Source organism: Candidatus Cloacimonadota bacterium (genome assembly GCA_021734245.1).
GTDB lineage: Bacteria > Cloacimonadota > Cloacimonadia > Cloacimonadales > TCS61 > B137-G9.
On the sequence record JAIPJH010000059.1, the window covers coordinates 1 to 19,715 of the forward strand.

Below are 19,715 nucleotides of genomic sequence, written 5' to 3' on the forward strand. Positions count from 1 at the left end.
TGAATTTGAAAGATGTATCAGTAAGTATCGATGTTGCGGTTCCTTTGGGATTGGTCATTACCGAGCTTGTTTCCAATGTGTTCAAGCATGCCTTTCCCAAAGATATGAAAGGTAACATCAAAATAGAACTTCCCGAGAAAAAGAAAGATACGATAAAATTAATTTTGCAGGATGATGGAATTGGTGTTGCCAAAAACTTTGATCTCAGAAAAGATGGAAATATGGGTTTGAAGAATGTGTTTAATCTGGTGGAATACCAATTGAGAGGAAATGTGAATTACACTGTAGAAAATGGTATAAGGTGGGAAATTAAGATTGAAGATAATCTCTACAAAAAGAGAATATAGAGAGGAGTTTTATGAAAAAAATTAAGATTTTGATCGCAGAAGATGAAGCGATTGTAGCTCAATATATGACCATGGAATTGGAACTGGAAGGTTATGAGGTATGCTGTTATGTAGCTACAGGAGAAGAGGCGATCCAGGCAACAAAAAAACATAAACCCGATCTTATTCTGATGGATATCAATTTAATTGGCAAATACGATGGCATCGAGACGGCAGAAAAGATTTTGGAATTTAAAAGCGACATCAAACTCATCTTTATGACCGGATATTCCAGACTGGAAATTACCGAAAGAGCAAAAAGATTGAATCCTCTGGGGTATTTCAATAAACCATTAGAAGTTGATCTGATCCAATCCATTATCGAAAAGGCGTTTTCGGAAAAATAAATATGCATGTTGGATTAATCGTCTCGATTGATCTGATCGCTTTGGCAGATCGTCCTCGATCTGATATAAAAAAGATTTTGATGCGATTTTCGAGACGAAAATCAAAAACCAATGGACTCCACGAGACGTGAAGTCCAACATCATTATAATAATATTCATAGATAGGTTGGGTCAATCGTCTCGATTGATCTGAACGTTTTAGATGATCGTCCTCGATCAGTTAGGGAGGGAAAATGCCATCATCAAGAATTTCGAAAGAATATATCAATAATTTATATTTTGTTACCTGTACTATTAAAAACTGGTATTATATCTTCGATCGATATAATCGCTGGGAAATATTGCTTGAAGCATTGCGATTTTATCAGAAAAATCACAACCTCAAAATTTATTCTTGGGTGTTTATGCTAAATCATATTCATTTAATCTTGCATAATCCTGAAAATTATAATTTCTTGCAATCATTCAAAAGTTATACAGCTCATGAATTAATAAAGAATTTGCGAGAAACAGAACCAAATATACTGAGAATCTTTAAGGTTAAAGATGGTTACAATATCTGGCGTGATAAGAATTATCCTGAAATGATAGAAAGTGAAAGATTCTTTATTCAAAAAGCTAAATATATTGAAAATAATCCAGTGAAGAAAGGTTATGTTTATAATCCTCAAGAATGGAAGTATTCTTCCGCAAATGAGATTCAACTTCTTAATATTACCAGATTTGGGATTTAAAAAATTACGTTGGATCAATCGTCCCGATTGATCTGATCGCTTTGGCAGATCGTCCACGATCTGATGTTGTTTGAATTGACCCAAAAACAAAGTTTGGGTTAAGAATAACAAAATTTAAAACTTCCATTCTTACCTGAAGACTTCGCTTTCAGGCAAGCCTGGAGTTCGAGAAGAAAATCAAAAAAACAATGGACTCCACGAGACGTGAAGTTCAACTACGAAAAATCAAAACTAAAATCTCTATAGACACAATTCTCCATTTTCCCATTTTGACTTTCATGAAATATAAATTGATATTATTTGATGCTGACGGAACACTTTTCGATTTTGAAAAAGCCGAGAAAAATGCTTTCCATACTGCAATGAAAGAATTTGGAATTAAAGAAAAAATCGCTGAATTTCATTATTCATATGAAATAATTAACAAAGCTATCTGGCAGGAATTTCAGGAAAAGAAGATCACCTCTGAAAAACTAAGGATTGAACGCTTTCGAAGATTCTTTACAAAAATGCAGCTTGATCTCGATCCCGTTAAAGTCAGTCCATTTTATTTACAAAAACTTTCAGAAGGAATCGATTTACTTCCTTTTGCGGAAGAGGTAGTGAAGTATTTTCATGGCAAATGCGAAATTGCTCTTGCTACAAATGGTTTATCGGAAGTGCAGCGACCTCGCTTTGCCGCCAGTAAACTATCGGAATACTTCAAACATATTTTTATTTCCGAAGAAATCGGCTTTCCAAAACCAAACAGCGAATTTTTCGAACATATATTTTCTAAACTTCCTTTTTCCGATTCTACAATTATCGTGGGAGACAATTTGACTTCCGACATAAAAGGTGGAAATGATTTTGGTATTGACACATGTTGGTTCAATCCTCAGAAATGTTTTAATAATAGTGATTTTATTCCTACTTACGAAATTGGTAAGTTGGAAGATCTAAAAGAAATAATTTAGAAAAATTAATTAATAGGGGTGAGGAATGAAAATATTTAAAATCTTGGCAATTCTGATAATTCTAACTGTATTAGGATGTGGCGAAAAAGCGGAATTGGGTACAAAAAAGAATCCCATTAAAATGTATTTTGTACCTTCTCTGGAAGCTGGAAAGATAGTTACCAGCGGAAAGGAAGTTGCGGATTATCTGCACGAAGAAACTGGTTATTACTTCAAAGTTGCAGTTCCTACCAGTTATGCTTCCGTCATCGAAGCTTTGGGCACGGATGAAACCGATATTGCCTGGCTGGCAACTTTTGCCTACATTCTGGCAAACGAAAAATTCGGAGCTGAGGTTGCTTTGACCACAGTGAGAAATGGCCTGGAAAAATACCGCGGGCAATTTCTGGCTCACACAGATAGCGACATCAATTCCATTGAAGATATCGAAGGTAAAGTAATAGCCTACACCGATGCTGCTTCCACTTCCGGTTATCTTTATCCTTCAGCCCTGCTGGCCGAAAAGAGCATCAAACCAAAAGATATGATGTATGCAGGCGGACATCCACAAGTGATTTTAGCAGTTTATCAGAAAACTGTAGATGCAGGTTGTACTTTCTGGTCGCCCAAAGATAAAGAAGGTAATATCCGAGATGCTCGCAGAACTGTTTTAGATACTTATCCCGATGTTTTGGAAAAAGTAAAAATCGTAGGCTATACAGACTGGATTCCCAATGATACTGTAACCTTCCGCAAAAATTTTCCTGCTGAAATGAGAGAAAATATTGTTCAATCCCTTCTGGATTTTGCAGCTTCTGAGGAAGGTCATGAAGTTCTAATGTCACTTCTGGATATCGATAATTTCGTACGCGCCGATGATAGTGATTATGATGTTGTTCGTAAAACTCTAAACATCCTGGGTACTGATCCAGCGGAAATGATAAAATGAAAAATATAGTAAAAATATCAGGCCTGCACAAAGTTTATGCAAGTGGCACCCATGCACTAAAAGGCATAAATCTGAATGTAAAAGAAGGAGAATTCTGTATTCTTCTGGGGCTTTCCGGTTCAGGAAAATCCACTCTTCTTCGCTGTATGAATAAACTGATAGACTCAACTTCAGGAGAAATTGAGGTCTGTGAAGGTGATGTCGTAAAAGCAAATGGCAAAGAATTAAGGCATATTCGTCGCCAGATCGGAATGATCTTCCAGCAGTTCAATCTGATCAAGAATGTAAGTGTTCTTACCAATGTGCTCAGCGGCAAGCTGGGATATGTTTCGCTGTCTCATTCAGTTACTTTTTCCTACCACAAAGCAGACATTAATATTGCCATGGAAAACCTGAAAAGAGTAGGATTGAAAAAATTTGCTCATCAGAAAGTGAAGAATTTGAGTGGTGGTCAGCAGCAGAGAGTGGCAATTGCCCGTGCATTGATGCAGAATCCACGCATAATTTTGGCAGATGAACCAGTTGCCAGCCTCGATCCTGCCACAGCAGATTCGGTGATGAAATATCTGGGAGAATTAAACAAAAATGATAACATGACAGTTCTCTGTTCCTTGCATTTTCTCAGTTTAGCCCGCAAATATGGCACCAGAGTTGTTGCCCTGAAAGACGGTGAAATTGTTTATGAAGGAACTCCCAAAGAAATCGATGAAACAAAATTCAAAGAAATATATGGTGAAGATGCGGAAGAGGTGGAAATCAAATGAAAAATATTAATAATAATATAAAAGCTCTTGTTACCGATCTACTTTTTTGGATCTATCTGTTTGGATGTATTTTTTATCTGTTGAATAACTGGTTTGAATTAGAGTTGAATGCATTGATCATTTTGCCGGTTGGTTTTGTATTAACTTTGATCTTTTTCTTCTTAAAAATGTCTATTGGTTCGAAAGTGCATTTAGAAATAAAAAGTTCGGCAAAATGGTATAAAAGTTTCTGGGGCTGGTCTTTGGTTTTTATGCTTCTTGTTACTTTTGTAGTGGGTTGGAACCTGGTAGAAGTAAATCCCTATAAATTTTTCACAAAATTTGGGAATGCAAAAGGTATTATGTCAGGAATTTTTGATCCTAATTTCGATATTCTTTCAATGAGTTTAGCAGCTTTGGCAGAAACGATCTACCTGGCTTTGCTGGCAACTTTATTTGCCATTCCTTTTGCCTTTGTTCTCAGTTTCTTTGCAGCCCGAAACTTGATGCCCAAAACGTTGCTGGGCAATGCAGTTTACATTATAATTCGCACAGTTGCTACGTTGTTCCGTTCAATAGAGGCTATCGTCTGGGCGATTATTTTCAGTGTCTGGGTAGGAATTGGTCCTTTTGCGGGAATGCTGGCTCTGATGATTCATTCAATTGCAGCACTAACCAAACTATATTCCGAGCAAATAGAAAATATCGATGATGGACCGGTGGAAGCGATCAAGGCAACCGGCGCCACAACTTTACAGGTCTGGATTTTTGCAGTCATTCCGCAGATCATCTCGCCATATCTGGCTTTCACAATTTACCGCTGGGACATCAACGTGCGAATGGCAACGATCGTTGGTTTTGTTGGTGGTGGCGGTATAGGATTGCTGTTATTGCAACAGCAGCAGCTACTGCGTTGGCACAATGTAGGACTTATCATCTGGCTCATTGCAGCAGTTGTATGGATAATGGATATGACCAGCGCCAAAGTGCGTGAAAAACTTGTGGAATTATAAGATTGTTGGAATAATCGTCCCGATTGATCTGAATGATTCGAAAGATCGTCTTCGATCTGATTTTGTTTGAATTGACCCAAAAACAAAGTTTGGGTTAAGGATAACAAAATAATAACTTCCATTCTTACCTGAAGACTTCACTTTCAGGCAAGTCTGGAGTTCGAGACGAAAATCAAAAAACCAATGGACTCCACGAGACGTGAAGTCCAACATCAACATAATAATAGGAATAGGTTGGATCAATCGTCCCGATTGATCTGAATGATTTGAAAGATCGTCTTCGATCTGATGTTGTTTGAATTGACCCCAAAACAAAGTTTGGGTTAAGAATAACAAAATGATAACTTCCATTCTTACCTGAAGACTTCGCTTTCAGGCAAGTCTGGAGTTCGTGAAGAAAATGAAAAACGTTTGAACTGCTCGGGACGAGCAGTCTAACAAAAGGATTTTATAATTTATGAAATACAAAGCTGTAATTTTTGATCTGGACGGCACCCTCATCGATTCGATGGGCATCTGGCTGGAGGTCGATAAAGAATACCTGATAAAAAGAAATATTCCGGTTCCTGACGACCTGTTTCAGGATGTGCCGGAAGGTAACAGCTACAAAGAGATTTGTCAGTACTTCAAAGATAAATTCAATCTGCCGGATTCGATTGAAGAAATCGGTAGAGAATGGCAGGAAATGGTGGAAAAGCATTACAAAACCGAGATCACCTTAAAATCTGATGCTCATGAGTTGATCGGATTTCTACATTCACAGAATATAAAATTGGGAATCGGAACCAGCAACAACAAACATCTGGCAGAAACTGTTTTACAGGCAAATGAAGTGCTGCATTATTTCGATTGCATTGTAGCCGGATGTGAAGATATCAAAGGAAAACCATTTCCTGATATTTTCCTGCAAGCGGCTCAGCAGTTAAGGATCGATCCCGTTGACTGCCTGGTAATCGAAGATACATTACATGGCGTTCGGGCAGCTCATAATGGCGGCATGGAAGCATTTGCCATCTTTGATGATAATGAAACACACGAAGTGGAAAAGCTGAAAAAGGAAGCTGAATTTTATGCAGAAAATTTCGGTGAGATTCTGGAAAAACTTACCCTCAATCTTCGCTGAATATATTCCTGGCAAGCGAATTGACAGCAGTTCATTCTAACCAGAATAAAATTGATAAAAAGAAAAATATAGCAAATTGATTTAATAAAGCTATCTTATTATAAAATAAAAAAATAGGAAAATTATGCAATTCAAAGAACTGGAAATAATCGAGCCCATCCTGAAGGCTCTGAAAAAAGAAAATTATATCGAGCCTACTTCGATACAGGAAAAAACAATCCCGCTAATACAAAAAAGAAATGACGTTCTGGGAAGTGCCCAAACCGGCACCGGTAAGACGGCTGCCTTTGCTATCCCAATTCTGCAACACCTGTATCAGGACCGTCAGCGGCAAAAGAAATCACACAAAATATTAGCATTGGTCATTACTCCCACGCGAGAATTGGCAATTCAGATTGGAGACAGTTTTTCTACTTATGGAAAATACACCGGAATTAGAAATACAGTCGTTTTTGGAGGAGTAAAACAGGGGTTACAAACCACAGCTCTAAGACGGGGAGTAGATATTTTAGTGGCAACACCCGGCAGGCTGCTGGACTTAATGAACCAGGGTTTCATTAACTTGAAAGACGTGGAATATTTTGTTTTGGATGAAGCAGACAGGATGCTCGATATGGGCTTTATCAATGATATTCGCAAAATTATTGCTAAATTACCAGCAAAACGCCAATCCCTGTTCTTCTCTGCTACTATGCCAAACAGCATAGTTAAGCTTTCCAGAAAAATCCTGAACAATCCTGTAAAAGTGGATGTCAGTCCGATATCTTCTACTGCAGAAACGATTCGACAGTATCTGTATTACACCAATAAAAAGGACAAAATAAAACTCCTGCTGCACATACTTCAAGACGACAAAATCGATCAGGCGTTACTGTTTTCTAGAACCAAACATGGAGCTGATAAGATTACTCGTCACCTGAAAAAATTCAAGATCAAAGCTGCTGCAATTCATGGTAACAAAGCCCAGAATAATCGGCAGAAGACTTTATCCCAATTCAAAGCTGGAGATCTGCGGGTGCTGGTTGCCACAGATATTGCTGCTCGTGGTATCGACATCGATAAACTTAAATATGTTATCAACTTCGATATTCCTAATATTGCCGAAACTTACGTTCACAGGATTGGCAGATCGGGCCGGGCGGGAGAAGAAGGAAATGCAATTTCAATATGCGAACCGGAAGAAAATGCCTACATTAAAGAGATAGAAAAATTGATAAATCTTAAGCTGAAAGTTATAAACCAGAATCCTTTCCCGCAAACAGATAAGGCAATGACGAAAGAAGAGAAGAAGGAATGGGAAAAGGAGAAGCAGCAACGAAAACAGGAATTTTTTTCAAACAGAAATAAAAGAAAAAAGAGATAATTTTAATCTAAGAATTCCTCGCTGCTCTGCATCGGGGATAGACAAATTTAAGAATTTTCTTTATTGCGTTTTTTTTAATTATAAACCCCTCCAACTACCTTAATATCCATAAAAATTTTTTAAAAACAATTTGCGGCTTGACACAAAAACCTTACTTTTATGATATACCCCCTGAGGGTATTTGAAAAAAATGAAAATTATTTTTATGTAGGAGGTTAAATGGAACATAAATGTGAAGTTTGCGAAGTAAAACATGCACATCATTCCGAGGAATTTAAAAAAGGAATGAAAAACCGGTTGAACCGTATAGAAGGACAAATTCGCGGCATCAATCGCATGATTCAGGAAGATGTATATTGCGATGATATTTTAAATCAAATGGCTGCTGTTCAACGTGCCTTGATTTCTTCTGGAGAGGTACTTTTGGACGCTCACATTAAATCTTGTATTGTAGAACAGATCCAGGATGGAAAACTGGAAGCTGTTGATGAATTGATGGAAACTATAAAAAAATTAATAAGGTAGATAATGATTTTAAATTTATTAAACGAGATTTTCAGAACTTATCTAGAAATTGCTCCGTATTTATTTATCGGGCTTTTCTTTGCGGGTTTATTGCATGTAGTATTTAAAAAAGATTTTGTAGCAAAACATCTGGGGGAAAATGATTTTCTGGCAACGATCAAGGCTTCAATACTGGGAGTTCCGTTGCCGTTATGTTCTTGTGGCGTAATACCTACGGCTCTTTATCTTAGAAGGCAAAATGCATCCAAAGGTTCTACGCTTTCATTTTTGATTTCAACTCCTCAAACCGGAGTGGACAGCATAATTGCAACCTATGGAATGATGGGACCGGTTTTTGCGATTTTCCGACCTCTGGCAGCTTTTGTGATGGGAATTACAGGTGGTGCTCTTACAAATATTTTAACGAGAAATGATGAAGATAAAATTGTAGAACCAAAAAACGTTTGTACGGATTGTGCAACTGATAAACCAGAACCAAAATCTTTTTGGAAGAAGATAATGAGCGGCTTCAATTATGCCTTCAAAGATTTTCTGGATGATATAGCTATACAATTGATTGTTGGTGTGATTTTGGCTGGTGTAATTTCTTTTGCAATTCCCGATAATTTCTTCGAGCAATTCGGAGGAAATGGAATTGTGGGAATGCTGATCATGATTGCCTTTGGAATTCCGCTTTATGTTTGTGCCACCGCTTCCATTCCGATCGCAGTTTCGCTGATGTTGAAAGGAATTTCACCTGGAGCAGCTTTTGTCTTCCTGGTAGTAGGCCCGGCAACCAACGCTGCCACCATAGCTCTAATTGGAAATGCTCTTGGTAAAAAGATGGTAGCGATATATCTTTCTGTGATCTCCGTTTTCGCAATTGGTTTTGGCTTTTTATTAAACTGGATTTTTGATATTTTTGGAAATATTGAAAATTTCAATATGATGCATCATGAACATGGAATTCCCTGGTATCTAACTGTTTTAATGGTGCTGTTTTCCATTTTCCTACTCGCATCATTATTTAGGAAGATCTTTCCCAGAAAGAAGTTAAAAATTCCGAAATTGGAGGTGAATGTGAATAAGCAGACTTTCAAGATTGAAGGTATGACTTGCAACCATTGCGTGATGAACGTAAAAAACGCAATTGAATCGGTAGAAAGTGTAGAGATAGTAGAAGTTTCACTTCCCGGCAAAAACGCAGTTGTAGAAGGTAACTTCGACGCTGCCAAAGTGAAAGAAGCTATCGAAAAAGCTGGCTATAAAGTAGTATAAATATAGCCTTGCGAAGGTTTTGAAACTTCTTGAAAAAACGACCTTCGCAAGGATATAACTAATATCTTTTAACACACAACTATAACCTTGCGGAGGATGAAAACCTGCGCAGGGTTTTCTTTTTCATTGCCAAATTTCTTTGTTATCAAAATTCTACATTTATCGATAAAGGAGTGGAGATGAAGAAGTTTGGATATTTTATGATTTTTTTATTAATTCTAAGTTGTGCGCAAAATACATTAAAAGAAAAACATCACAAAAGCTACCAGGAACTTATTGATATCTGGGAATCCGCAGAAAGTGATACGCTGACGCTTGAATCTGCCGAGAATCATCTTATAAAATATTATCCGGAATCGGAAAAGGTTTTCGAGCTGGCAAATGAAGAGTTTTACGACCGTCTTTATCCGATCTGGCGAGATGATTCACTCAAAGTGAAAGTTATAACCGAACTCCTGGAAAAATATCCCAAAACAAACTGGCGCAGAACAATGTTTCAATATTTGTTTTATTCCTTAAATGAGCTGGGAAGGACAGGCACACTTTATAGTGTCCTTGCTGATTTTCGCGTGGCTTTTCCAAACGATTATTTACCATTTGCCAGTACAGCCAGATATTACAGCAAAAATGATCATGAACTGCAAACTGCAGAAATATTTGCTGAGAAAGCCTTCAGAATTTCATTTAATTATCCAAAATTGGATCACTATCCACCCATGCAATGGGAAATGGAACAGCGTTCTGCCAGTGTGAACGCAGCAGTTATCTGGGCAGAAACCTTAATAAAGAACGGCAAATATCAAGTTGCTATTAATAAACTTATGAAAATAATTGAAGATAATAAACTTGGCATCGATGATGAGACGACTCTAGGTGGATGTTATTACTATCTGGCAGAAGCTTATAAAAAGCTGGATAAGCAGGAAGCTGCTGTTGATGCTGCTATAAATTCTTTAAAAGCAGGAGATTCAAGAAATTATTACACTCCCAAAGCTGATTCACTTTTGCAGGAAATGATCGGTTACATGGATTTGAGTGAACCGGAATATCTGGATTTCTGTCGTAAAAGATCTGGATACAATGATGTGGAATTTTCTGACATAACTGAAAAAACAGGTTTAGAAGGAATTAAAGCAGGAAGAGTAGCCTGGGCAGATTTTGACGATGATGGTTTTGCTGATCTGCTTTTGAATGGTTGCAGACTTTTCCATAATGAAAATGGCAAGAAATTCAAAGAAATAACATCAGAAGTTTTTAATGATACCATAAAAGCCAATGGCGGACTTTGGGGAGATTTTGATAATGATGCAGATCTGGATATTATCACCAAAGACCAGGAAGGTGTCTGGCTGCAAAATGAAGGAGTTTTTGAAAAAGTATCAGGACCAAATTCAATTCAGAATAATAAGTTTTCTACCGAAGGTTTGGGAATCGGAGATATAAATAACGATGGCTGGTTGGATGCCTATTTTGCAAATTACGAGAACAGGAATGAATCCGGATCGGAATATGAAGAGGATCAGCTTTTCAAAGGAATTGGAGACGGCTTGTTTTACGATGTGACAGAACGTGCTGATATTTTGCCGATTGATGGAGAAAACCGAGCAGGCCGCGGTGTGAATATGGGAGATTTTGATAACGATGGAGATCTGGATATTTTCGTTTCCAATTATCGTTTGCAGGAAAATTTCCTGTGGCAGAATGATGGAACCGGGCATTTCGAAAATGCAGCTTTGGAAAAAGATGTTGCCGGAATCGAGATTGAAGATTGGTGGGGACACACGATCGGTAGTGAGTGGGGAGATTTGGATAATGATAGCGATCTGGATCTTTTCTGTGCAAATCTGGCTCATCCGCGCTACATAGATTTTTCTAATATGAGTATGGTTTATCTAAATTCAGGAGCACCGGATTATACTTTTTCTGATAATCGTAGAACTGCCGGCATCAGATTTGAAGAAACACATTCTGAACCTTGCCTGGCAGATTTCAATAATGATGGATTTCTGGATGTTTACATCAATTGCATTTATGAAAAAAGACGTTCTTTTTTGTATATGAGCAATCGTGATGGAACATACAGAGAAGTTACTTTTTTAGCTGGAGTCAGGCATTTTAATGGTTGGGGAGTTGCAGCTGCCGATTTTGATAACGATGGAGATCTTGATCTTCTGGCTGCTGGTGGCACAATTCAACTTTTCCGAAATGACACAAAGAAAAATAATTGGTTGAAAGTAAAAGTGATCGGCAAAGATCATGTTGATGCTATAGGAACCAGGCTGGAGCTTTCCAACAAAAATATAAATTTGATCAGGGAAATCCAAGGTGGAAAAGGAACAACAAATCAGCACGATCTGGTGCAGCATTTTGGTCTGGGTTATCAAAAAGCACCTTTCAAATTTCATATTAGATTTCCCAATGGAGAAAAAAGAATTATCTTAATTAAAGAAGTGAATAGATTGATAAAAGTGGTGCAATAATCAGCTCCCCTTTGAAAGGAGAAACGACTTTAGTCGTAGAGGGGCTTGAAAATAGGTTTCGATAAAACCGCCCCTTTTTTTCACCCTTACAAAAAGGGACAATAAAATATGGAGATAGTATGAAGAAATTAGTTTTAATTTTTGTAATTGGTATTTTTCTTTCCAATTTGTTTGGTTGGGGTGGATTAGCTCATAGAATAATAACAGAACAAGCAATGCAAAACCTACCGCAAGAAATACCAGTTTCTATGGAATGGAAAGTCTATATCGTAGAACACTGCAGCGATCCCGATAAAAGAAAGGATGATACTCCCGGCGAAGAAGAACGGCATTATATCGATATCGATTATTACGAGGAATTCAATCGTGGTGAAATGATCTTTGATAAAGAAAAATTGATCGAAAAATATAGTGAAGAAGTGGTTGTAGATCTTGGAATTTTGCCCTGGGCGATTCTGGAAACTTATAAAAATCTGGTAAAAGCTTTTGAAGAACAAAATAATGAAGAAATCCTGCTTTATGCTTCTGATCTGGCGCATTATGTGGAAGATGGCAGCCAGCCACAGCACCTTATTTTAAATTATAACGGTAAAATGACAGATCAATATGGAATTCACAGACGATATGAAACTGGAATGATAGAAACATATGAATCCGAAATTCGTGCAAATTTAAAAAATTCAAGTGCGGAAAAAATAGATGTCGATTTGGATTATATTTTCAATTATATAACCGATAGCAACTCCCTGGCTCCGATCATTTTTGATGCCGATCTGCATGCTTTAAAATATGCGGAAGATTATAATGATGAATATTATCGATTGCTCTGGTTCAAAACAAAATATATAACACAATTACAATTTAATTATGCTGCGGAATATTTAGCATCCTTCATTTATTCTGCCTGGATGGAAGCGGGAAAACCTTGAAAAGGCTTCTTGAGAAATTTCTTTCAGTTTAGCACTTTCAAGGTTTTTAGGCAACCACCACAAAGACGCAAAGACGCAAAGACGCAAAGACGCAAAGACGCAAAGACGCAAAGACGCAAAGACGCAAAGACGCAAAGAGGCAAAGAGGCAAAGAGGCAAAGAGGCAAAGAGGCAAAAAGGCAAAGATGCAAAGAGGCGAAAACGCAAAGATGCAAAGATAGTTGGATCAATCGTCTCGATCAGGAATGAATTAAACATGCTTTTGGGAAAAAACCGGAAAGGGTGTGGACTCCACGAGACGTGAAGTCCAACATCATTCAATCAACTATTTCATCAATAGGCATTTCTTAGTAACGGAAAAATCTCCTGCCTGCAATTTCACAAAATAAACTCCACTGGAAACTGGCTGGTTGTTATCATCAGTTCCATTCCAAAGGATTGAGGCTTTGAGACTTTGAGAGGGGGAGACAGAGAGAGTTTTCACTTTCTGTCCTCTCAAATTATAGATTTCCAGCTCTGTGTTCTCCATGATCTCTGTGGTGAGAGAAAACTCAATCGTTGTGCTGGGATTGAAAGGATTGGGAAAAACAGTCATTTCAAATTCTGATTCAATTAAAGTATTGCCACTTTGAACTGAATTCTGGCAGATAAAATTGTGAAAATCATCAGAAGCAGCAATGGGGTGTAGAGCAGTTTTTCCACTGTTACTGCTAGCAGAAATGTAATATTGGATTTCAGTTCCCTGCGGTTGATGAGGAATGTTTGCAGAAAAAGAATCTATAGCGGTTTCCTGAAGTAAAATGGAATTCCATTCTGTTTGTGAAGCTGTTTTCCAGAAGAGTTTTAATTCCGAATCGATCAAACCTTGCTGACTGTAATCAACTATTTTACAGGCAATTGGATAATCCTGGTTTGAAATAATAGTATCAATATATGGTTTGTGTTCTATCCTGATCATATCAGGATCAAAAATACCCATCGTTCGGCAATGCAGAGCATCGTAATAATACCATTCCGAATAGGGAATGCCAATAATTTCATAGCCCGGCATGGCAGCTTCATAAGTTGCAATTGCTTCATCATCAGAAGCAATTCCAAAAAGCGGAACCAGAACCTTTTTATTCAAGATCAGAGAGTTTGTATAAGCAGCTACATCATTTCCCAGATAATAATCACAATATATGCGAATGATATTATAAGGACGATCAAAACAAGTTGTGAAATTCTCAAATTCAGCTGCAACTTGCTCAACCATATTGTATTCCGGATGCCAGATATCAACTTCTTTAATCAGCACTGTTTCTTCATCCAAAAGCTTGGCAATGCAATCTATGTGTTGAATTCCCAGATTTTCGAAATTGCTGATTATATTGTAAGTTTCGATTCCCGCATATTGCTGCATCAAATCGAAGAATTCATTATTGGAAAGAATAGGCAGATTTTCATCCAGCATCTGTTGACTGGAAAAAGCAGAATTATAACCATCATACATCACATTGCCACCCGTAAGATAGGCAGGAAGTTGATAATTATTCCAATTCATTTGATCTGCGAAAGCAGCATTTACAGCATCATCTTCACTCCAATCTCGACTTGTTGCCGGCACCCAGGGATAACCATCAAAAATTGGATCAAGGATTCCGATTTGTCCATCTCCATCGAATAAACATTGTGGTCCCCAATCTCGCGTCCAATGTGAATATGTATCTGCAAAAATAAAACTGCAATGCTCCATATTTACATTCCAACTTGCAAAAGCAGCACGAGCCTGCTGTTCTTCTGTAGAATTTTCTACCAGAATATAAAGAGAATCATCTTCAGCTAATTCCACCACGAGTTCTGAAGGAATTCCCAGAGGCCAGCGAATAAGAGTTCCGATTGCCGGTTCCCATTCAGCTATCATTCTAGCTTGTGGAGCAGGCTGACAAAAAATTTGGAAACTTATCAACAAAGAAAAAATTACTAATATATATTTCATCTCTGTAACCTTACAAATTTTTAACTTTTAAAATTTCGGAAATTGTATATAAAGAACCTGAAATCATAACAATATCATCATCCTCGGCTTGCTTTATGGCAGTCTTGGCAGCATCAACTACATCATGAATAACTTCAAAATTATTGTGATACTTCTTTGCAATTTCCAGCTGTTCTTCGATTTCAGCAGCACGCTGAGACTGGTTCTTTGCAATAAATACTTTATAGCTTACTTCACAAATATCCTTAATAATCGATTCCAGATTTTTATCTCGCAAAATTGCCAGTACAAAATGGATTTTTCTATTGGGAAACATTTCCAAAAGATTGTTCTTCAAAGCTCGCACGCCTTCTTCATTGTGCGCACCATCCACAATTACGGTTGGATGATGATGGATGATCTGCATTCGGCCCGGCCAATTAACTTGATTCAGAGCCTTTCGAACTTTTTTTTCAGAAACATTTTTTCCAATTTTCTGCATGAAAGCTATAAATGAGGTTAAAGCAACGGCTGCGTTGGAAGCTTGATGTTCACCCAGAAGGTTCAGATTCAAGTTCTTCCAAGTAAAGTCTTTGTACTCATAATCAAATTTTGTTCCATCAATTGTGAATTTAACATTTTCCACTTTGAAATCTTTTCCAGATCTGACGATGGGGACATTTTTTTCATCAGCAATTTCAGTGATTACATCATCGGCATTATCGGGTAATTTACCCAAAACTAGTGGAGTTTTATTTTTTAAAATTCCAGCCTTCTCAAAAGCTATTTTCTCTATTGTATCGCCCAGGCTTTTAGTGTGATCGAGAGAGATAGAAGTGATTACAGATACGGTTGACTGAAATGGATTTGTTCCATCCAATCGTCCACCCAAACCAACTTCAAAAATAGCAGCTTCTACTTCTATTTCGTAAAATATAAGAAAAGCGAGAGATGTTGTGATCTCAAAAAAAGAAGCTTCATTTTCTTCTAAGATTGTTTCCCACGTTTTATATTTTTCTATTAAGGTTTTCAGTTCAATATTTTTGCCATTTATGCGAAAACGTTCGCGATAATCCACCAAATGTGGAGATGTATTCATGCCGGTTGAAAGCCCATGAGCCAGACACAAAGCTTCGCAGATCGCTGCAGTAGAACCTTTTCCATTCGTTCCAGCAATATGAATTCCCTGTAATTTTTCATTAGGATTGTTCATCGCTTTCAAAACATTCAAAATTCTGTCCAATCCCAGTTTTACATTTCCAGAATGTCGTTGATAAATATAATCTAAAAATTCCTGATATTTCATTTTTTAATCCTATAAAAAAACCTTCGGGAAATCCCGAAGGCTTAAAGCAAGATCTTTATAATTTGTTACTAATCTAATATACTTTCAGGAAGCACATGATCTGGAAATTTTTCTTCGTGAGGGCAGCTAACGGTGATTTCACCTGTCAGAGAATTTCCTTCCATAAAATACTTATCGCCCACACCATTTTCAGGACATTCATAAGTTTTCTTCAGATAATTCATACGCATCAGGTCTTGAGCATCACCATTAAAATCTTCTTCGCGTTCTTCCATATATTGTTTGATTGCTTTGTAAATTGTGCTCATGTTTTTTATGCATTCTTCTGCTTTCTGCTTCTTATTTACATTATATGTTTGAGGTAAGATCAGGATGAATAATAGAACTGCTAACGCTACAATACTCAATACTTTATAAATGTTGAAATTTTTCATCATTTCTCCCTATATTTTTTCTTAGATAAGTCCGAATTCAGGTAATATTCGTCAAGTTTTTTGTTGGAATTGTTTTTGAATGATATTCTGCTTGACCGATAAAGTTGAAAATTGGAATTATGAAAAAAAAATTCTGGAGGTAATTTATGCCGAAAAAAGTATTAGTTGCCACTCAAAAACCATTTGCAGCCGCAGCGGTTGTAGAGATCGAAAAAATTTGTAAAGAAAAGGGATATGAATTCATCCTGAATGAAAAATATCCTGAGCAGGCAGATCTTGTGAAAGCTGTTAAAGATGTTGATGCACTGATTGTGCGGAGCGATAAGGTTACCAAAGAAGTTATCGATAATGCAGATAACTTGAAGGTTGTGGTTCGAGCTGGTGCTGGATATGACAATTTGGATTGCGAAGCTGCTTCCGATAAAAAAATTGTTTGTATGAACACACCAGGACAAAATTCTAATGCAGTTGCAGAACTTGCATTTGGCATGATGGTTTATATGGCTCGCGGACAATTCAACGGAAAACCCGGAACAGAATTGAAAGGTAAAACACTGGGAATTCATGCCTATGGAAATGTAGGAGTGAATGTAGCCCGAATTGCTAAAGGTTTCGATATGAAAATTCTGGCTTTCGATCCTTATGTGGATGCTGAAAAAATGAAAAAAGAAGGCGTGGAACCAGTTGAAACTGTGGAAGAATTGTACAATCAATCAGATTATGTTTCGCTGCATCTTCCTTCCATTCCTGCCACACAAAAATTCGTGAACAAAAATCTGATCAGTATAATGAAACAAGGAGCTACAATCATCAACACTGCCCGTAAAGAAGTGGTTTGCGAAGATGGTTTGCTTTTCGTATTATCCGAAAGAAAAGATCTCAAATATGCTTCGGATATCGCTCCTGTAAATAAAGATGAGATGTTGGAAAAACTGCCGAATCAGGTATTTTTTACACCCAAAAAAATGGGAGCACAAACATTGGAAGCAAATGTAAATGCCGGAGTTGCAGCCATTAATCAGATAATTAATTATTTTGAAAATGGAGATACAACATTTCAGGTAAATAAGTAAAAAAATAATAAAATGTATTTTGGCCACTTGTAATTCCAGGTGGCTTTTTCTTTATTGATTCTATCAAATTTTTATAAAACTTTTGACAAATATTGTACAACCTTCAATTCTAACACAGCGAGAAATTGAAAGAGAAAGAGTGAAAATATAGGAGGAAGGATGTCAGAATTCAAAACATTGGAATATTATGTAAATGATGATTATTCATTTGAAATAAAAAGGAATGAAAAAGGTCAGAAAATTGGTCGATTGGTAAGTTTGGAAACTGATCAGCAAATGGGCCCGGAACTTGTTCAAAAAGTAATTCCAGAGAATATTAAAAACCTGGTAAATGTTGCCAAAGTCGTTATCAGTGCTGCCTGGCAGGATGGCAAAATACTGCAATCTGAAAAAGATGCTTTCAACAAAGTTTTCGAACATGTGGATGTTTCTGAAGAACAGGAAGCCGAGATAAAAAATGAATTAGTAAATCCTACTCCAATTGAAGAGCTCGTAAAAAACATTAGAACTCGCGAAGAGAAAATGCTTATTTTGGAAACATCACTTCTCCTTATAATTGCCGATAATGAATTTCATCCCAAGGAAAAAGCTTTTATCGAATATCTTGTGAAGGAATTTAAACTTGATAAAACTGATTTCGCAATTTTGTATAATGTTTTACCAGAAGAAGTTCGCAAATATATCGTAAAAGAAAGCATAACTGATACTCTGGCGATTAAAGCAGATGAGATTGAAATGCTGACTCAATTTGCCGAAAAAAGTGAAGTTAAAGATGTAAATCATGAAAAGGTTTATTCCAGCTTTCTGAATAACTGGAAAGATCGCAGCAATCGCTATCGCAGAATTAGCTCATATTAAAATTTAAGATTTAAGATTGAGAAAGCTCCCCTTCGTAAGGGGAGAAGAGAAACGAAGTTTCGAAGAGGGGTTTTACGATTTACGATTTACGATTTTTTTAATTATCAGATTCCTTATTTCTCCCTTGTTAAGGGGAGATGCCGACAGTTGCCGGAGAGGGGTTTAGATTTACGATTTCTTTATTTATCAGATTCCTTCTTTCTCCCTTTTGTAAGGGGAGATGCCGACAGGCAGAGGTGAGGTCTTTCCGATGGCTAATTTTAAATTGGGGAAGTATGGAGCAAAAAGGACATAACAAAATTTTTCGTTTTAACTTATTTTTTATTTTACTTTTTATATCTTTTTCGGGAATGCTTTTTTCCATCGAAGTAGCTGGCCATTTAACCGAAGATACTATATGGAGTCCGGTCAATAATCCCTATCAAGTCACTGGATTTGTTTATGTTGATAGTGGAGTAACGCTAAAAATATTACCTGGAACAGTTGTTCAATTCGATGATGCGATAATGGAAGATACAGGTAACGATGAGTTTTGGTTCCATATTGGTTCTGAACCGATAGCAAAATCACTTCATGTTGAAGGCAGATTAATAGCAGAAGGTACAGTATCAGATAGCATTATTTTTACAAGAACTCATAATGAACCTTTTCGACATTGGGGTATAATCTATCTTACTGAAGAAGCTGAGTTATCCTCTTTTAGACATTGTGTAATTGAATACTCAGGTTTTACTGGTTACAGCTTAATGGAACAGATTTATGGTGGAATTGCAGTCTATAATGGTTCAGTTAAAATTGAGAATTGTACTTTTATAGATAATCGTCGTGGTGTTAATTTACGAAGTGAAACTGAACAAATTATCATTAAAGACTGTAATTTTCAATTTATTGGTCCACTATTAACTATCCCTTATAAATTGATATCAGGAGGTAATGGATGTCCTAATAGTGTTTTAATTGCTAATAATACATTTAATTCATTAATGATCTCTTCAGATACATCAGCATATTTTATATTCAATAAAGGTATTGGATTATATGGTGAAACTTTTGCTATGGTATTAGATAGTCCTGATCAAACTAGTGACCCGTCAATCATCGATTGTCGGATAGAGACGTTTCAATTTAACTCGTGAATCTTGGGTGGTAAACTGCCAGTTTATTGAGCATTCTTTTTTGTTTCTTGCTTTTGTCCATGCTGCTACCTGGCTGGACAGCATTCCAATATCAGGGATTCTTCTGTTTAAACATTGCTTCTGCATAACATTTAGCTCGATTTCTGCCATATTTAACCAGCTACCAT

At 36.9% G+C, this 19,715-nt stretch carries 20 protein-coding genes; 16 read left to right on the top strand and 4 right to left on the bottom strand.

Annotated elements, in window-relative coordinates:
* From K9N40_09330 to K9N40_09390, 13 genes are all read left to right on the top strand, one after another.
* On the top strand, window positions 1-347 hold a 347-nt coding region (locus tag K9N40_09330; GenBank protein ID MCF7814669.1), incomplete at its 5' end, for a hypothetical protein.
* An 11-nt stretch (window positions 348-358) separates the two neighbouring features.
* Window positions 359-733 carry a response regulator gene (locus K9N40_09335; protein MCF7814670.1) on the top strand — a complete coding sequence of 125 codons (375 nt, stop codon included), beginning with the start codon at window positions 359-361 and terminating at the stop codon, window positions 731-733.
* 233 nt (window positions 734-966) lie between these two features.
* The gene (locus K9N40_09340; protein MCF7814671.1) at window positions 967-1,467 is read left to right on the top strand and encodes a transposase; all 501 of its coding nucleotides are present in this window, start codon (window positions 967-969) and stop codon (window positions 1,465-1,467) included.
* Between the two features lie 278 nt (window positions 1,468-1,745).
* On the top strand, window positions 1,746-2,423 hold the full coding sequence (locus K9N40_09345; protein MCF7814672.1) for a YjjG family noncanonical pyrimidine nucleotidase: 678 nt from the start codon (window positions 1,746-1,748) through the stop codon (window positions 2,421-2,423).
* A 25-nt stretch (window positions 2,424-2,448) separates the two neighbouring features.
* Window positions 2,449-3,351: a phosphate/phosphite/phosphonate ABC transporter substrate-binding protein gene (locus K9N40_09350; protein ID MCF7814673.1), complete on the top strand. Its 903-nt coding sequence runs from the start codon at window positions 2,449-2,451 to the stop codon at window positions 3,349-3,351.
* Window positions 3,348-4,115 carry a phosphonate ABC transporter ATP-binding protein gene (gene phnC / locus K9N40_09355; protein ID MCF7814674.1) on the top strand — a complete coding sequence of 256 codons (768 nt, stop codon included), beginning with the start codon at window positions 3,348-3,350 and terminating at the stop codon, window positions 4,113-4,115. Before K9N40_09350 ends, phnC begins: the two co-directional genes overlap by 4 nt.
* Window positions 4,112-5,107, top strand: a complete 996-nt coding sequence (phnE, locus tag K9N40_09360; protein ID MCF7814675.1) for a phosphonate ABC transporter, permease protein PhnE — start codon at window positions 4,112-4,114, stop codon at window positions 5,105-5,107. The genes phnC and phnE overlap by 4 nt, the downstream gene beginning before the upstream one ends.
* A gap of 457 nt (window positions 5,108-5,564) precedes the next feature.
* Entirely contained in the window at window positions 5,565-6,230 is a 666-nt protein-coding gene (locus K9N40_09365) for an HAD family phosphatase (GenBank protein ID MCF7814676.1), read from the top strand.
* A gap of 124 nt (window positions 6,231-6,354) precedes the next feature.
* Window positions 6,355-7,593 carry a DEAD/DEAH box helicase gene (locus K9N40_09370; GenBank protein ID MCF7814677.1) on the top strand — a complete coding sequence of 413 codons (1,239 nt, stop codon included), beginning with the start codon at window positions 6,355-6,357 and terminating at the stop codon, window positions 7,591-7,593.
* Window positions 7,594-7,812: 219 nt separating this feature from the next.
* Window positions 7,813-8,118 (top strand): metal-sensitive transcriptional regulator, encoded by a 306-nt coding sequence (locus K9N40_09375; protein ID MCF7814678.1) that lies wholly within the window; start codon window positions 7,813-7,815, stop codon window positions 8,116-8,118.
* A 3-nt stretch (window positions 8,119-8,121) separates the two neighbouring features.
* Window positions 8,122-9,375 carry an SO_0444 family Cu/Zn efflux transporter gene (locus K9N40_09380; GenBank protein MCF7814679.1) on the top strand — a complete coding sequence of 418 codons (1,254 nt, stop codon included), beginning with the start codon at window positions 8,122-8,124 and terminating at the stop codon, window positions 9,373-9,375.
* Between the two features lie 179 nt (window positions 9,376-9,554).
* Complete coding sequence (locus K9N40_09385) at window positions 9,555-11,855, top strand: CRTAC1 family protein (protein ID MCF7814680.1); 2,301 nt, start codon at window positions 9,555-9,557, stop codon at window positions 11,853-11,855.
* 119 nt (window positions 11,856-11,974) lie between these two features.
* Window positions 11,975-12,784 carry a hypothetical protein gene (locus K9N40_09390; GenBank protein MCF7814681.1) on the top strand — a complete coding sequence of 270 codons (810 nt, stop codon included), beginning with the start codon at window positions 11,975-11,977 and terminating at the stop codon, window positions 12,782-12,784.
* A gap of 325 nt (window positions 12,785-13,109) precedes the next feature.
* Here the strand turns inward: K9N40_09390 and K9N40_09395 are convergent, their stop codons facing one another.
* The 3 genes from K9N40_09395 to K9N40_09405 all read right to left on the bottom strand — a co-directional run bounded on the left by K9N40_09395 (window position 13,110) and on the right by K9N40_09405 (window position 16,481).
* Window positions 13,110-14,687 (bottom strand): agmatine deiminase family protein, encoded by a 1,578-nt coding sequence (locus K9N40_09395; protein MCF7814682.1) that lies wholly within the window; start codon window positions 14,685-14,687, stop codon window positions 13,110-13,112.
* 85 nt (window positions 14,688-14,772) lie between these two features.
* Window positions 14,773-16,047, bottom strand: coding sequence for a bifunctional folylpolyglutamate synthase/dihydrofolate synthase (locus tag K9N40_09400; GenBank protein ID MCF7814683.1), 1,275 nt, complete (start codon window positions 16,045-16,047; stop codon window positions 14,773-14,775).
* A 68-nt stretch (window positions 16,048-16,115) separates the two neighbouring features.
* Complete coding sequence (locus tag K9N40_09405) at window positions 16,116-16,481, bottom strand: hypothetical protein (protein MCF7814684.1); 366 nt, start codon at window positions 16,479-16,481, stop codon at window positions 16,116-16,118.
* Window positions 16,482-16,627: 146 nt separating this feature from the next.
* Between K9N40_09405 and K9N40_09410 the strand changes: the two genes are divergently transcribed.
* The 3 genes from K9N40_09410 (at window position 16,628) to K9N40_09420 (ending at window position 19,548) form a co-directional block, all read left to right on the top strand.
* The gene (locus K9N40_09410; protein MCF7814685.1) at window positions 16,628-17,554 is read left to right on the top strand and encodes a 3-phosphoglycerate dehydrogenase; all 927 of its coding nucleotides are present in this window, start codon (window positions 16,628-16,630) and stop codon (window positions 17,552-17,554) included.
* A gap of 159 nt (window positions 17,555-17,713) precedes the next feature.
* Window positions 17,714-18,412, top strand: coding sequence for a TerB family tellurite resistance protein (locus K9N40_09415; protein MCF7814686.1), 699 nt, complete (start codon window positions 17,714-17,716; stop codon window positions 18,410-18,412).
* Window positions 18,413-18,687: 275 nt separating this feature from the next.
* A complete protein-coding gene (locus tag K9N40_09420) occupies window positions 18,688-19,548 on the top strand; it encodes a right-handed parallel beta-helix repeat-containing protein (GenBank protein ID MCF7814687.1) in 861 nt (286 codons plus the stop codon).
* Here K9N40_09420 and K9N40_09425 read toward each other — a convergent pair.
* The coding region (locus tag K9N40_09425) for an IS630 family transposase (protein MCF7814688.1) at window positions 19,504-19,715 on the bottom strand (212 nt) is incomplete at its 5' end. The two genes, K9N40_09420 and K9N40_09425, sit on opposite strands and share 45 nt — an antisense overlap.